Source organism: Gemmata obscuriglobus, assembly GCF_008065095.1.
GTDB classification, from domain to species: Bacteria; Planctomycetota; Planctomycetia; order Gemmatales; family Gemmataceae; genus Gemmata; species Gemmata obscuriglobus.
This window is the reverse complement of sequence record NZ_CP042911.1, coordinates 6,325,173-6,340,109: the sequence shown is the minus strand read 5'-3', so window position 1 is coordinate 6,340,109 and position 14,937 is coordinate 6,325,173. Positions and strand designations below refer to the sequence as shown.

The following is a 14,937-nucleotide window of genomic DNA, read 5'->3' as shown; positions in this document are numbered from 1 at the left end:
ACGGAGTAGTACTAAGCACAAGCGCCAGCTGTGCTGGGCGCACCTGCGTCGCGATTTCCAGGCGATGATCGACCGCGGCGGTTCCGGGATGGCGATCGGTGCGGCTCTGTTGGCGAGTTCGAACGCCCTGTTCGAGCACTGGTATCGGGTTCGGGGCGGAACCCTCGCGCGGTCCACATTCCGATCCAGCTACGTCCCCGAATTGCGTCACCAGGTCGGCGAGCACCTGCGGACCGGGGCCGCGTGCAGCTGCGCCAAGACCGCCGCCACCTGCGGCGACCTGTTGGCCGTCGAGGCGTCGTTGTGGACGTTCGCGCGGGTCGTCGGTGTGGAACCGACCAACAACGCGGCCGAGCGCGAAGTGCGCCACGCGGTGTGCTGGCGCAAGACCAGCTTCGGGACCGACAGCGAACGCGGGAGCCGATTCGTGGAACGCATCTTGACGGTCCTCGCCTCGTGCCGCCGGCAGAACCGCAACGCCTTGGCATTCCTCACCGACGCCATCCGCTCACACCGCAATGGCGAGCCGGCACCGACACTGCTCCCGGCCTAATCCGAATTCCCGCACGGCGTCGGCATATCAATTCGCTGATATGCCGATGTCTCACCTGTGAACGGCTACGGCTCTGCCAGTCGTGGCTGTGACCTTATTTGCATTTAGCTGCTCAGCTCCCCTTGAGGTGCCGCCGAGCGAGGTCGGCGCGCTCGCGGAGAAGGAGACTGCGAGCGGGCTGCCCACCGCGCCGCCGCCGCGAATGAAGAAGACCGTGGCGGAGATGATAATTGGGAAATGGCGAGTGGTTGAGGAAAATGGCCGAAAGATACAAGATGACTGGAATGTATATTTCAAATTTCATGAGAATGTCCTGATTGATATTCATGTTGATTGCAAAAACGGCAGGGTGGCAGATGTCAGTGGATTGTATCTGATCAGCGATACGGTTCTATCAATAACTTCGCCGGTTGATGACGACGGCAACCCGATACGAACTCGCTACATGAATATTGAAGAAATAAACGACAAGGAGATTTTAACTACACTCGGCGTGCGGCGAATTCACAGCCCAAAGAGATGGCGACGTGTCCTGGAAGGGGAGTGAGACAATCGCGAACGTTGTCTTTTTGGAGGAGTAATTGATTTTCCCTTGCTCGCCTGGGCAGTCTTGGCGCCGAGTGCTTCGAGGGGTGAGCTCACGACGCGTTGCCGGCCGGTGCGTAGCGAGTGCCTGCAAATGCAGGCTGCGATGTTCGCGCAAGCCGCCAGCAATCCTGTTGATCGGCAAATTCGTAGAATTTGTTTGCAAGCCGAGATAAAGATAGTTACCATTCACACCTCTCAAGGCAATAGGTGCGCTTGTTTGATTTTCAGGAGTATCTAGTTGTGAAAACGCGACTTCCTGCCCGGCTTGCATCGCTCACATTCTCTCTTATCGTTTTTGTGGCCGATGCTGTTCCGATGATGAGTAGCTGGGGGGCGGTTGTCGCTCAGGATCAGAAACGAGTGGGCGACGGGCGCCCGCTGGCGCCTCCGCCGCGCGAGAAGCCATCGACGCATGAACTGCTTGTTGGTGAGTGGCAGGCTGTCAAAACAAGCAATCCAGCGGTGCCAAAACTTGTAACTGTTACTGTAAGATTCAACAAAAATGGAACATTTGAATTTGAAACAAATGACGCAAAATATGGCATCAGGCAGCAGCAGGGTACATACGAGGTGAGTGGCAAGGTGGTTTCGCTAAAATATACAAATGACAATAAATTTTACAGCTTGCTGGCGGAAGAGATCACTAAAGAGAAGTTGGTTACCGCATCTCGTGTTGACGGGGGTCGCTCAAGGTATGAGTACATCCGAAAGAAATGAGCCTTCCCTCAAGATGCGGTGTGACACACCTCGCGGCCATGTGAGTCACCGGTCAACCCCGCGTCGGGAGTTCGGGCGAACGTCTACAGGGGCTTCATCGCAGGCCGCAAGTCATGAGGTCAAGCAATCGACGTGTACTTTCTGTCGTCAGTCTAGCTGGTGCATATTAGGATGTGCGTACCTTTACCGCATTCATTTTCTACATCTGCCCATCACGGAAACAGTATGGGCACTCGACTTCGACTGCTTGCGTTAGTCGCGACTTGTACTTTCTTGTGCGCTGGGACGTGGTACTTTTTTGGTCAGCGAGAACGCGATAAGGACAAGGACTTTTCACCGCCAGCAGCGAGAGCGACACAGGACTTGCTCGTTGGAACGTGGAAGGCAGTTGCAATCAATAACGTAGACTGCCAGGAGCATACCGACATATCTATCGAGTTTTCGTTGCCCGACAAGCTAATCATTCGCAGCAATACGCTGGGGCGGACGCACGTCATCGTTGGAACCTACAAAGTGTCAGATGCCACCTTGCGACTAACCAGCGGCGGTATCGAAGAGGGCGATGTCGCCAGCACACGAGAGGTTACCATCGAAGCCATCTCCGAGACTGAGCTCGTGACCGTTTTGTGGGGGGGGCGATGGGGCAGAACGAGAGCGAATGGCATTTAAAAAGGCAGCAGACAGATAGCTGTTCAATTTTAGACGCAACAATAGTATCGCTACGTCAACCACTTACAAGAGGCAGCCAAGCCCGGCCTTAGCCCACGCATCACCGCTCGCACCTTCCACCCGTCTGGCGGGTACACGTTCAGCCCCAAGGACCAGGGCGGTAACGACGCCCTCGACAGCGACGCCGACACCACCACCGGGCGCAGCGCCGTGTTCAGCCTTTCGGCCAACCAGCAGTACCTGGACCTGGACGCGGGCATGTGGTGGGCCGGCTCCGGCGGGTCCGGCAGTTCGGGCATTTAACCCGCATTCCAGCGATCTTCGTTCCGTTCGGTATGGCGGGCCGCGCCGGGGCACGTGCTCGGGCGCGGCCCGCCATACCGAACGCCGCGCACATCATCGTCGCTCGTTTCATCCGGGGGCGGCGACCGCACCGGCGGTACGCGCCCACAGGTCGCTCCGTGCCATCTGGCTATTGTGGGAGTTCTCGTGCGCGGATCGGCGGACGCGCGGACCCGGTAGCACGTCCGCCTTCCTGACGAGCCGTGACCGCGCTCCCGGGCGGTCGCGGCTCGTCAACAGAAGCGACGCTGCAGGTGGTTTGCTGTATTCCTGCCGCCGGAACAAGAACACCGCGTGAAGCCGGGAGTAACGGACAGGGGCAGCAACGGGACATCCGCTACCGGCCCGCTGGCAATTCGCTGCCAAACCGCTGGAGCGTTCGCTACCCACGAATCGCGCCCGATTCCACGATCGCGGCGCCCCGAGCGAGTGGGGTCGACCCCATGACAGCCCGGGTTGATTGCCGCAACCGGTTTCCTTTCCAATACTTGTGCCCGATTTTCTCGATGCAGGTATAAGGCGGCAGAGGCCGTTCGGAGTGGTTGCGAGCGGAATGAAAGGTGGAAAAATGCCCGCGATGCCAGTTGCTCCCGATACCGACCCGTGCGAAGAGGCCCGCGGCCCCGAACACGCTCCCGCGTCCGGAACGGTTCACCGAGGCACCCACCGCAGAGGAGGTCGAGGGATGGGTGTTCGCGATCGAACGTCTGTGGGACGACCCGGCATTTTGCGCCGGGCACCGGGCGGCGGCCCTGGACCGCGCCCGAGCCTGGGAGCCGGACCGGGTGTGGAGACGTTCTTCCGAGAAGCCGCCAACGGCACCCCGGATTTGCGCGCGCGGTGAGTGCCGGCGCGGGCGCCGTACCGGTGCGTTACCGTCGTTCGCGCCGGGCCCAAGCACGGCACGAATCAAGGGCCGCGCACGGGGCACTATTTCGGCCGGAACAGGTCGCTCTTCCAGCCGAACTTGTTGAGCCAGAAGCGGCCCACGGCGGTGAGCGTCTGGAGGCCGTACTTCGTGCTGCGACGGAAGTTGATCTGGCTCGCCTCGTCGAAGTAGCGGACGGGAACGGGGATGTCGCCGAGGCGGAACCCGAAGTGGACCGCCTGAACCAGGAACTGCGTGTCGAACACGAAGTCGTTACTGTTCCGCTCGAACGGGATCGTTTCCAACACGTTGCGGCGGTACACCCGGAAGCCCGAATGGAACTCACCCAGGTTCTGCCCTAGGAAGAGGTTCTCGAACGCGGTCAGCCCGCGGTTGCTGACGTACTTCCACCACGGCATCCCGCACTTCAGCGCCTCGGCCCGGCTGCGGACGCGGTTCCCGAGGATCACGTCGCAGATGCCGAGTTCGATCATCCCGACGGCGTGCGGGATCACCCGGGCGTCGTACTGGTAGTCCGGGTGGATCATCACCACCACGTCGGCGCCGTTGTCCAGGCAGTACTTGTAGCACGTTTTCTGGTTGCCGCCGTAGCCCGTGTTCTTCTCGTGGACGATGACCGTCAGCCCCATCTCGCGGGCGATGGCGACGGTGTTGTCCTTGCTCCCGTCGTCCACGAGCAGGATTTCGTCGACGCACCCCGCCGGGAAATCGGCGATCGTGGCCGCGAGCGTCTGTTCCGCGTTGTAGGCGGGCAGCACCGCAATGATCTTGTGCTTGCGCTGCGGCCCGGTTTCGCTCGGCCGCAGGACGCGATCGACGTGAAAGACCTCGTGAACGGGGTTCAGCGGCGGTTCGGCGAGCAGGGTGGAAGGCATGGTGTGGCGCACGGGGTGAATGGCGGAACCGACGGTCCGTTCAATATATGATGCAGAACCGGTCGCCAGATTCCCGAAATCCGGGCCGCTCAGCGGAGCCGGTGGGGCACCTCCAGCCCGTGCCGCTCCATCAGCTCCGGGTCCGCCAGGAGCTTTTCGGCGGGGCCGTCGGCCGCGATCCGGCCGGCGTCCAGCACCAGCACCCGCGGGCAGGTGTCCAGAACGAGGTCGAGGTCGTGGGTGGCGATGAGCTTCGTGCCCGGCAGATCGCGTACCAGCCCGATCAGCTCGCGCCGGCTGCGCGGGTCGAGGAACATGCTCGGCTCGTCGAGCAGCAGCACCGCTGGGCGCATCGCGAGCACACCGGCGAGCGCGGCCCGGCGCTTCTCCCCGCCGGAAAGCTGGAACGGCACCCGCTCACCGGCCCCGGACAGTCCGACCGCGCCGAGCGCGTCCGCCACCCGCGCCCGCACCTCCCCGGGCGGGTGGCCCATGTTTAGCGGGCCGAACGCCACGTCCTCGGCGACTGTGGGGCTGAAAAGCTGGTCGTCGGGGTTCTGGAACACCACCCCGACCACCTCCGGCAGCTTCTTCCGGTGTTCCGGGACCGCGGGGTCGAGCCCGCCGACGGACGCCTGTCCCGGTTTGCCGTTCAGCACGCCGCACAGCCGCAGGAACAGCGTCGTCTTGCCGGCGCCGTTCGGCCCGACGATGGCCACGCACGCCCCGGGCTCCAGATCGAACGAGACGCCTTCGAGTGCCGGGCGGCCGTCCGCGTATCGGTGTGACAGTGCGGACGCGCGGAGCGCGGGGGGCAGAGCGCGGGGAGCCGAGCCGGCGGGGCGTTCGATCGTTTCGGTACGGGTAGCGAGTTCCGCGTTCCGCATTAAGCGCGGTCCCACAGCACAAGGGCGACGGCCGCGGCGACGAGGGCCGCAAAGGAGATGATATCGCTGGCGGTAGTACGAAATCCTAAAAGTGTGTGAAATGTGCCGTCGAACCCGCGGCACCGCATCGCGGCGGCCACGTGGTCGGCGCGATCGGCCCCGCGCACGAGCAGCGCCCCGGTCGCGTGCCCGAGTGTGCGGTAGCCGTGGCGGTCGGCGCTCACGCGGAACCCGCGGGTGCGCATCGCCACCCGCAGCCGGCGCAACTCGTCCGCCAGCAAGAAGGTGTAGCGGTACGCCAGGACCGTGAGCTGAACCAGTAGCCCCGGCATTTTGAGTTTGTGCGCGGCGGCGAGTGTGTGGTGGAGCGGCGCGGTGCCCACCAGGAGAAGTGCGAGGCTGCCGATCGCGAGCCCTCGGCACAGCACCGCGAGCCCGACGAGCAGCCCGCGCTCGGAGACGTGGACCGGGCCGACATCCCAGCCGGCGCCGTCCAGGGTGAACGGCAGAACGAGGAGGAAGGGAAGGGCAGAGGCTGCGAAAACGAGTAACCGGGGGCGGACCCAGGAGCCCGGGAGCCGGGCCAGTGCGAGCAAACCCAACCCCAGCCCCAACGCCGCAGCAGCGGGAGCCAATCGATCGAGCGCGGCGATTGCGGCCACGGTGAGCAGGACGGCGGCGAGCTTCCACCGGCCGTCCCACCGGCTCAGCGGGGATGGGGGGGCCGGGCGGTGGCGGAACGCGAGCGTCATCGGGGCTTTCGCGGCAACGGTTCGGGGGTTGGATGGGCGGCGAACTCGGCCCGCAGTTCGGCCTCGGCCTCCATCCAGTTCTGTACGTCCTGACCGTGCGGGCGTCCCTTTCGGTCCCAGATTTCCGCCGCACGGGCCGCGATCTTGTCGTGGAGGATGTCCATCGGCGCCGGATCGGTCAAGACGGCGGACGCAGCGGACTTGGCGAGCCGTCGCCTGATCCAGTTCAGCATGGGGCCGTCCTCCGGAAGGTGAAAGTCAGTTTAATATGCGTGCGATTCGGCCGGAATTGCAGTGCGGTAGCAGCCTCTCACGGAATCTTCATTTGTCGTCTACCATGCTCAGCAGCCGGGCCGGTACGCGTGCGGGGGCGGTGAGGGGACTTGTTGCCCCTCACCGCCCCCGCACGCGTACCGACAAGATCATGCGCCGAAAACCGATCAGTAGATGCCGCCGTGAATTCGTTCCGGCGTCGGCTCGCTCGGCCGGTCGTCGAACCAGAACCGGCGCCACTCGTTCTGGATCTGGTGGAGGTCACCACTTTCCGACCGGAACAACAGCCCGCTAATATTCGGGTTAAACGTCCCCTTTGTTCTCGATTCTTCCCCCTCGATCACCGGCCGCACCGGCCCGGGTTTGGCTGGCTGGGCCATCGGCGGCACCCACGAATCCTCACCGCCCGACGGCACGACCCGCGCGGGCGGGGCCGACGGGATCTGCTGCGGTGGGAGCAGGTCGCTGTTCGACGACGGGAGCGGTGGGGGGTACGTTGGTCCGATGGCCGGGGGCGCATTTCCTGGCGGCGGTAAGAACCCTCCGGGGGCGCCGAGCGGTTGCCCGAGCGAGGAACCCGGGTTGCCCCCGACCGGCAACCCCGGCGGCGGGCCGTTCGGCACGAACGCTCTCGGCTCCGCCGGCATCTTGGTCGGCTTCGGTTTCGGCAGCTTGTCCCCGGCGGCCTTATACCGTCCGGCCATGTACCCGGCCGGCTGCGCGTCGAGCCGGTCCGACGCCGACGGCATCCGCACGTTCCCGATCACCAGCGAGTCGCCGTAGGTGCGGAACGTCAGCGCCAGCGGCTTGTCTTCGAGCGACTTTTGCAGGTCGCCGAGCATCTCGAAGAACGGCTTCGAGTCGTCGGCCGGGAAGTCGCCCTCGAAGTTCACGTCCACGCTCGTGATGAGCCCCAGCGCGGTGATCCCGTCGCGGGTGAGGTGGTAATCGGCCGTGATGACGAGGCTGGCGGTCGAAACCTTGCCGTCCACCTCTTGCGCGTCGTGGACGGTGAGGGTGAGGTGATCCGGGGTCACCTTCACCACGCACTGCTTACCGGCAATGTCGCGGTACCACGTCCCGACCGGCGCGCCCTTTGGTGCCGCTAGCGGGGCGACCGTGCCCTGTGTGGCGATGCGGTACCACGTCCCGACCTTCGGTGCCGCCAGCGGGGCTAACGTGGCCTGTGTGGCAACGTAGTCGAAGGGAACGGCGTTCTGCGGGCAAGGTTCACACCGTCCGGAGGGCACCGTCACCCCGCGCGCGCCCGTGACTATCTCACCGTTCGGGCCTTCTACGTAAGGGATCGTCGTCGGGCCTTCTATATAACGGTACGATTGGTCGATGGCACCCCCCCCAACTTCACCGGCAACCACCTCGATACCAGGGCGCACGTGACGAGTCGGCCCACTCGGGGGAGTCGTGGAACCAACTGCGGCCTCGGGTACGAACCCGCTCATTTTGGGTTCGGTGGGCTGAGGAATGTTGGCACCATTGGCCTTCTTGAATTGGCCATTGAACACGTCCCCTACAACATCGGCCTCTTTCTTCCCCGCGCTAAGCCCGCACTTCGCGCCCTCCACCGTTAGCCCGATTGAGGTGACGTTTGCGCGGAACGCGAACGGTGCGCCCAGCAGAGTTTGTGTCATCACCTGCAGTTCGCCGCGCAGGTGTGAGACGGTTTTTTCAGCCTTACCGCCCTTCATCTCCACATCAACGCCGGTGACGACGCCGAACACCTGCCCATCCGGCGTGAACGTATAGCGTGCGGTCGTGGCGACCGTGAGGACGTTCCCTTCGACGCTGAGGGTCAGGCGCGTTTGCAACTCGTCGCGCGTGAACGTCATGGCGATCACGGCCCCGTGTGCCGGCACCTCGTGGTACCACGTGCTGAGGATCGAATTCGGAGTACCGAACTGGGCTAAAGTAGCCTGCTTGGCAACGGAGTTGAAACGCTCGACGGCGCACGGATCGATCGCCGTCGCGGGCCGCACCGCGCCTTCGTTCGCCAACTCGCGCGGCAGCGGGGGGACCGGGTCCGGCGGAAAGTACTGAGGGTAAGGTTCATACCGTCCGGAAGGCAGCGTCATCCCGCTTGTGGCCGGGCGCACCACGCCGCTTTGTTGGAGCAGTTGGCCGAACGCCTCCAGCGCCATCTGCTTGGTGCTGTCTTCCGAGACCCCCGGCTGGCGCGCCGGCGCGGGAGGCGGAACAGCCGGAACCGCTTGCGGGCTGTACGGGTCCAGGCCCTTAATCTTCGTCAGGAACGGCGGCCCGAACGACTCGGTGCCGGCGCTTGGCGTAACGGGAGCGGGCCGCGACGTAGCACCACCGGTGGACTCGATCGGCTGAGCTTTCGGTTTGAGATCCGCGTAGTCGTTCGGATTAAAGCCGCAGTCACACTTGCCGGCGGCCTTGGTCTTGATGGCGACCGGCTGCGGCGGAGCCTGCCCGTCCTTCGCGCACTTGAACAGCCCGCCGAACGCCATCTGAAGTTGTTCGTTCTCGTCCGCTTCCAGCTTCAGACCGAACTTGACGCCGCTCACCATCAGTCCGGCGGAAGTGGCTTTGGTCCGACAGGAAAAGGGGGCGTCCACGACCATTTGGGAGATCAACGCCGCTTTGGCCAACTCACCGGCCGGTGACTCCGCTTTCGGGTCGGCTTTGATGCCCACGTCCGCGCCGGTCACGGCCCCGTAGACGAGCCCGTCTGGCGTGAGGGTGTAGTGCGCGGTGACGTTGACCGTCAGGACGTGCCCGTTGAACTGGTGGGCCACGCTCATTTTCAGTTCGTCGTGCGCGAAGGTCAGGGCGGTCACGACCCCGAGCGTCGGCGCTTCGTGGTACCACGTCCCGAGCAGCGGATTCGGTGTGACCTTCGGCAGCGGGCACGGGGGGCACGTCGGCGGCGTCATCACCGCGTCTTCGACGGCCTCAACGGTGCGAATCACGCCGGGCGGCGCCGGTGGAAGCGGCCGGAACGTGGGCACCACTTCGGCCGGAACGGAGGCCGTGGCCGTCTTGTCAGACGTTCTTTCTGACGGAGTTGCGTCCCGCGGGCTGCCGAATAGCCCGGTGACGAAGTTGAACACTTGCCGGGGCTCGGAAGTGGGGCTCGGTGGCGGATGATCGGCGACGGCCTGCGAGAACACCAGTGCGTTTCCGGTCGCTTGCCGGGTCGCCACACGCACGTCGTCGGCCGCTATAAAGTGCGTTCCCGGAGCGGCCTCGCGAACTACACGCACGTACGGGCTCTCCGGTACGTAGGCCCGCGGCAGCAACGGCGCGCAGTACGAGCCGAAGCCGCCCTTCGTGGCCTGACGCAGAGTCTCGTTGGTTGCGCCTGACCACAGCAAGGAGAGCGAGTCGGAATCGGTATTGACTGACCCGCTGAAAATAATCGCCCCGGAGCTCAGGGAGACGTCTCGATCAAGTTGGGGGAGCAGGCACGCGCAGTACGAGCCGAAACCGCCGGTCGTGATTTGCGCGAGGCTTGGAACGACCGGTTGGGTCACCTGCGCGATGTCGTCCAGGGGCGCTGCGGCGGAGAAAACGGTTGTCCCACCCCAGCCGATCGAAAGCCGGGCGCCCCATTTCTGAGCCGCGTCTTCGTGCGGCACCCATTGCTCCCGCTCCGCAATGGCGCCAGCGACCAGACCGCCCACGTGCCGGAACTTGGGCTGGGCGCGTTCGGAGGTTGCGCCGGGCACCGACCCGAACTGCAAACCCCTGGTGGCGCGTGCGTTCGGAACGTTCCCCGGGGCTGGCGTCACTGCCCCCGACAGTCCGTCCTCATGTTTCACCTGAAACTGGCTCGCGCAGTACGAGCCGAAGCCGCCCTTCGTGACCCGCGACAGATCCTTGCAAGCCGGAGTGATTGCCCGTGCTTGAATGAAGAAGCCGTAATTACCGCTCTGGTAAACGCCACTGTCCCCGGCGCGCACGACCGTGCCTTCGCCGTTCGTGGTCCCGCTGTTAAGGGGCGTTTGAAACGGCTCCTGGGCCGCCGCGCCGCCGGCCGCTCCGACGAGCAGCGCGACCGCGAGTGTGAGCGTGGACGTTCTTCGACCCGACATGGACGCCTCCTGGGGGAAGTGGCGAACCGCGCCGGATCATGCCGTTGCGGGACCGAACGCACAACCCCAACGGCGGCTATGATGAGCGCATGTCAACCGCACTCACCGGCCGACTGGCCCCCTCGCCGACCGGCGCGCAGCACGTCGGGAACGCCCGCACGTACCTGGTCGCGTGGCTCGCGGCGCGGGCCGGCGGCGGAACCGTTCGGGTCCGCATCGAGGACATCGACTCGCCGCGGATCAAGCCCGGCGCGGCGGAGCAGGCGCTCGACGACCTCCGCTGGCTCGGGCTCGACTGGGACGGTGAAGTTGTCACCCAGACGACGCGACTCCCGCTCTACGAAGCCGCCCTCGAAACCCTGAAGCAGGCCGAACAGATTTACCCGTGTACCTGCACGCGCAGCGACATCGCGTCGGCGGCCAGCGCCCCACATGCCGGGGAAGAAGTCACCTACCCCGGCACGTGCGCGCACCGTTCTGCGGCGGACGCGGTCGTACTCCAGCGTGACGGCAAACCGTTCGCATGGCGGTTTCGCGTCGCCGACAGCCCGGCGTTCACCGACCTGTTTGCGGGCGAGCAGCAGATCGATTTGAAGCACGCGGGCGGCGATTTCGTGGTGTGGAAAAGCGCCGGCACGCCGGCTTATCAGCTCGCGGTCGTGGTGGACGACGCCGCGATGGGCGTGACGGAAGTGGTGCGCGGCGACGACCTCATCCCGTCCACGCCGCGGCAACTCCTGCTGTATCGCGCGCTGGGGCTGGCCCCGCCGGCGTTCGCGCACGTCCCGCTGGTGGTGGGTGCGGACGGCCGACGGCTCGCCAAGCGCCACGGCGACACGCGGCTCGCGGCGCTGCGTTCCGCCGGCGTTAAACCGGAGGCTCTGCTCGGGTTGCTGGGGTGGTCGTGCGGCTGGCTCGACCGGCCGGAGCCGGTGCGTGCGCGTGATTTAATTGCGCGGTTCCGGCTGGAAACGATCCCGAAGCGCACGTTCGTGTTGACCGCCGATTTGCTGAGCGCGATCGGGTACGCGGGCTGATGCCGAGACCCGTCAGCGTTTTTCAGGCGGATCGTAACGACGTGGTATGCGCGCCTCAAATCTGAAGGCAGTTTTTGACAGGATCGACAGGATAAACAGGATGAAGACAGATCAGTTTTAAATCCTGTTTATCCGCTTAGTGCGTTCCGCCCCAGTGCAGAACATAGGGGGGATGAAGACAGATCAGTTTTAAATCCTGTTTATCCTGTCGATCCTGTCAAAAACGGCCTTCGCCCATCGCGATTAAGCGCCGCATGGCCCTCGCCCTGGGCGGACAACGCCCCCGAGAGGGCTTCATTCCGCGGCGCGGTCTGGAGATTTCAGACGCCGGTAGTGCGTTCTTTCATCCGGTCGATCCGGTCAAACACTGCTACACGAACAGTGCTGCTTCGGCTACCAGCCCGGGGCCGAACCCGAGCGCGACGCAGGGCCGCGGGGCGCCGGCCGCGCGCAGCTTTTCGAGGATGAACAGCACGGTCGGGCTGGACATGTTGCCGTTCGACGCGAACACGCCGAGCGACGGCGCGAGCGCCTCGGCCGACAGCCCCAGGCACTCGCCGACGGCGCTGACGATCTTCGGCCCGCCCGGGTGGACCGCCCAACTCCTGACGTCCGCGAGCGCGAGCCCGTTGTCGGCCAGCCACGCTTCGAGCCACGGCCGCAGGTGCGCCGCAATCTGCCCCGGGACGCGCCGCGACAGGGACATCTCGAACCCGTGATCGCCAACCGTCCAGCCCATGTCGGCGGCCGAGTCCGGGATCAGGCAAGAACCGGACGCGACGAGCGTCAGTGGGAAAGAGCTTCCCCCCACGCTCGCTCCGACCACCGCCGCCGCACCGTCCGCGAAGATCGCGTTCGCAATCAGCTTGTCCGCGGCGCTGCCGTAGTAGTAATGCAGGCTACTCAATTCCACCGCGCACACGAGCACGCGGGCGGCCGGGTCGGCGGTCGCGAACGCGTTCGCCACGCGCAGCCCGTTCAGAGCCCCGTGGCACCCCATGAACCCGACGTGCGTTCGCGCCACCGTCGGCTTCAGCCCCAGCCCGGTCATGAGCGCGAAATCGACGCCCGGCGCGGCGAAGCCAGTACACGACACCGTCAACAGGTGCGTGATCGATTCCGGCGCGAAGCCCGACTCTGCCAGCGCGCGTTGTGACGCCCGCAGCGCGAGCGGGCCGGCCTCGCGGGCGTAGATCGCCATCCGCTGACCCGTGGTCGGTCCGACCCCGTCGTTAGCGGTAGTGGGGAGAAAAGGCGAGTTCGTGTGAGTGGTGCCGTTCAGCACGTCGCGCACCACCGGTCCGCCGATCACCTGGAACCGCTGCGTCACTCCGGAGTTCGCGTAGATCGGGTTGAGCCAGGTGGAGGTGCGCACGTCCGACCCCGCGAGGGCGCGCGCGAGCCCGAGCCCCTGGGCCGCGGTCATCGGGTCGGGCGGGTGCGCGGTGCCGAGGCCGTGAATCGCAAAGCTCATGCGGGTGTACCGTGGGGGCACGGGGCAGGGCGGTTCAGACCGCGAACGACTGGGCGCGACAGAAACGGGAACGCGCACAGCGCACGAACCGCGGTCGCCGTCAGCGCCGGCGACCGCAGCACCCGCGATACGATCCGGCACACGTGCTGTCGGCGACCGACGGCACGCCGGTGCGTGGCTTCCCATTCGCGGACCAGGGAAGGGGACCAATGCAGCACGCCGCGTGCCGCGATGGGAGCGACCGCCGCCGCGGACGCGACCGCCCAGGCCATGCCTTCACCGGTGAACGGCTCCACGTAGCCGGCGGCGTCGCCGATGGCGAACCACCGCTCGCCCGCCAATCGCTCCGGGTGGCGGGTGAGCGCCGGTGTGCCCTTCCACGGGAGTTCCGCTAGCCCGGGCGGGACCGGCCACCCGACCGCGCCCAGCACCGCCTCGGCGGCGGGGCCGAGCCCGCCCTGCGACTTCACGAACGACACATCGAACGCCGCGGCCACGTCCAACCGCCCGTCCTCGACGCGCACCAGCCCGACGTACCCGCCGCTCCCGGTGGCCATGAAAATGGTGCCGGGGGCGAAGAAGCTGGGCGCTGCGTTCGCGGGCACCACCACCCCGGCGCCGATCCGCGCCCCCGGCTCGGGGTGAGCGTCGCTGCCCGTCAGCCCCGAGGCAACGATCGTGACCTTTGTGCCGACGCTCTCGGCCCCGAGATACACTTCGCCCAAGGGGCCGGGTTTCGCGGTAACGCCTTCGCGTAGCCGTGCCCCCGCCTTCTCGGCCTCGCGAATCAGGGCGACATCAAAGGACTCTCGCGACAGCGCCGCCCCGCCGGGCAGTTTCACGACCGCGGCGCGCCGGCCGGCGCCGATGCGCACGTTTCGGAGCGGCACCCCGCGGTCCAGAACGTGCCCCAGTCCGAGCCGCCGGAGCGTGCCGACCGCGGACCCGTTGAGACAGCACCCGCACACTTTCGGCCGCGGGAACTGTGCCTTGTCGACGAGCAGCACGGAGCAGCCCCGCCGGGCCAGCTCGCGCGCCGCGACCGCCCCGGCGGGACCGGCCCCGATGACAACGGCGTCGTGCGTCACCGGCGACTCCATGACAGAAGGAACCGGGCGGGGAACCGGCCCCGCACGGTTGCGCCGCTCAGCCCGGCGCGGCGGGCCAGAGCGAGCGCCTCGGCGGGCGTGAACGCCGACCGCACCGACGCCGGGCCGTCGAACCGCACCACCCGCGACCGGGTCAGCAGGTGGCACGCGAGCCACACACCGCAGTAGTTAAACCGCGAGCGGGCGAGATCGTTCACCAGCACCAGGTGTTCGGCGGCGTTTTCCATGTTCGCCAGTAAGGCGATCGCCTCGTCCCCGCTCAGGTGGTGGAGGAACAGCGAGCACGTCACCACGTCGAAGCCCGTCGGCAGCCGGGCGTGTAACGCATCGTGCTGGAAGAACCGGACGCCGGGTGCCTGTCGGGCGGCTTCGTCGAGTGCCGTGGGGCTGATGTCGCACCCGGCCATTTCGAGCCCCACGCCCGCTCGCTCCGCACGCCGGAGCAGCCCGCGGGGCACGTCGCCGCTCCCGGTCGCCACGTCCAGCACCTTCACCGGTCGCCCGAGCCGGGCGGACAGTTCCGCGATAGCGGGCCACAGCACGCCGGCGCTGTCGCTGGCCCGGTTCAGCCGGCGCAACCCCTCCAGCGCGTGCCGGTGTTCGGCGGGGTCGATGGCGGGATCGTCCATCAGCTCCGGGATGCGGGCGCGGGCGCGGAGGCTGCTCAAAATCACGTGCGGCTCCGTGGGGCAGACG

12 protein-coding genes and 1 pseudogene are annotated in these 14,937 nt (G+C 66.0%); 5 read left to right on the top strand and 8 right to left on the bottom strand.

Annotation, left to right across the window (positions count from 1 at the left end):
- Positions 1-16 precede the first annotated feature (16 nt).
- The 4 genes and pseudogenes from GobsT_RS26540 to GobsT_RS40610 form a co-directional block, all read left to right on the top strand.
- Positions 17-553 (top strand): annotated as a pseudogene (locus tag GobsT_RS26540) (IS66 family transposase); the annotation flags it as partial.
- Between the two features lie 82 nt (positions 554-635).
- The gene (locus tag GobsT_RS26535) at positions 636-1,100 is read left to right on the top strand and encodes a lipocalin family protein (protein WP_148087880.1); all 465 of its coding nucleotides are present in this window, start codon (positions 636-638) and stop codon (positions 1,098-1,100) included.
- A 281-nt stretch (positions 1,101-1,381) separates the two neighbouring features.
- Entirely contained in the window at positions 1,382-1,858 is a 477-nt protein-coding gene (locus GobsT_RS26530) for a lipocalin-like domain-containing protein (protein ID WP_071529236.1), read from the top strand.
- Between the two features lie 768 nt (positions 1,859-2,626).
- Positions 2,627-2,830, top strand: a complete 204-nt coding sequence (locus GobsT_RS40610) for an SdrD B-like domain-containing protein (RefSeq protein WP_081471447.1) — start codon at positions 2,627-2,629, stop codon at positions 2,828-2,830.
- A gap of 969 nt (positions 2,831-3,799) precedes the next feature.
- Here GobsT_RS40610 and GobsT_RS26520 read toward each other — a convergent pair.
- The 5 genes from GobsT_RS26520 to GobsT_RS26500 all read right to left on the bottom strand — a co-directional run bounded on the left by GobsT_RS26520 (position 3,800) and on the right by GobsT_RS26500 (position 10,621).
- The gene (locus tag GobsT_RS26520) at positions 3,800-4,633 is read right to left on the bottom strand and encodes a glycosyltransferase family 2 protein (RefSeq protein WP_010051558.1); all 834 of its coding nucleotides are present in this window, start codon (positions 4,631-4,633) and stop codon (positions 3,800-3,802) included.
- 89 nt (positions 4,634-4,722) lie between these two features.
- A complete protein-coding gene (locus GobsT_RS26515) occupies positions 4,723-5,520 on the bottom strand; it encodes an energy-coupling factor ABC transporter ATP-binding protein (protein WP_010051560.1) in 798 nt (265 codons plus the stop codon).
- Positions 5,520-6,272 (bottom strand): cobalt ECF transporter T component CbiQ, encoded by a 753-nt coding sequence (gene cbiQ, locus GobsT_RS26510; RefSeq protein WP_010051562.1) that lies wholly within the window; start codon positions 6,270-6,272, stop codon positions 5,520-5,522. Before cbiQ ends, GobsT_RS26515 begins: the two co-directional genes overlap by 1 nt.
- On the bottom strand, positions 6,269-6,505 hold the full coding sequence (locus tag GobsT_RS26505; RefSeq protein WP_010051564.1) for a DUF2934 domain-containing protein: 237 nt from the start codon (positions 6,503-6,505) through the stop codon (positions 6,269-6,271). The genes cbiQ and GobsT_RS26505 overlap by 4 nt, the downstream gene beginning before the upstream one ends.
- A 207-nt stretch (positions 6,506-6,712) precedes the next feature.
- Positions 6,713-10,621, bottom strand: a complete 3,909-nt coding sequence (locus tag GobsT_RS26500) for a hypothetical protein (RefSeq protein ID WP_010039057.1) — start codon at positions 10,619-10,621, stop codon at positions 6,713-6,715.
- An 89-nt stretch (positions 10,622-10,710) separates the two neighbouring features.
- Between GobsT_RS26500 and gluQRS the strand changes: the two genes are divergently transcribed.
- A complete protein-coding gene (gluQRS, locus tag GobsT_RS26495) occupies positions 10,711-11,658 on the top strand; it encodes a tRNA glutamyl-Q(34) synthetase GluQRS (protein WP_029600855.1) in 948 nt (315 codons plus the stop codon).
- Positions 11,659-12,028: 370 nt separating this feature from the next.
- On the opposite strand, the gene GobsT_RS26490 is transcribed toward gluQRS, so the two are convergent.
- Genes GobsT_RS26490 through GobsT_RS26480 form a run of 3 tightly spaced genes read right to left on the bottom strand, consistent with a single transcriptional unit; the run spans position 12,029 to position 14,915 of the window.
- Positions 12,029-13,132, bottom strand: a complete 1,104-nt coding sequence (locus tag GobsT_RS26490; RefSeq protein ID WP_010039061.1) for a type III polyketide synthase — start codon at positions 13,130-13,132, stop codon at positions 12,029-12,031.
- Positions 13,129-14,220, bottom strand: a complete 1,092-nt coding sequence (locus GobsT_RS26485; RefSeq protein ID WP_197905149.1) for an NAD(P)/FAD-dependent oxidoreductase — start codon at positions 14,218-14,220, stop codon at positions 13,129-13,131. The genes GobsT_RS26490 and GobsT_RS26485 overlap by 4 nt, the downstream gene beginning before the upstream one ends.
- On the bottom strand, positions 14,217-14,915 hold the full coding sequence (locus tag GobsT_RS26480) for a methyltransferase domain-containing protein (RefSeq protein ID WP_010039073.1): 699 nt from the start codon (positions 14,913-14,915) through the stop codon (positions 14,217-14,219). The genes GobsT_RS26485 and GobsT_RS26480 overlap by 4 nt, the downstream gene beginning before the upstream one ends.
- Positions 14,916-14,937 lie beyond the last annotated feature (22 nt).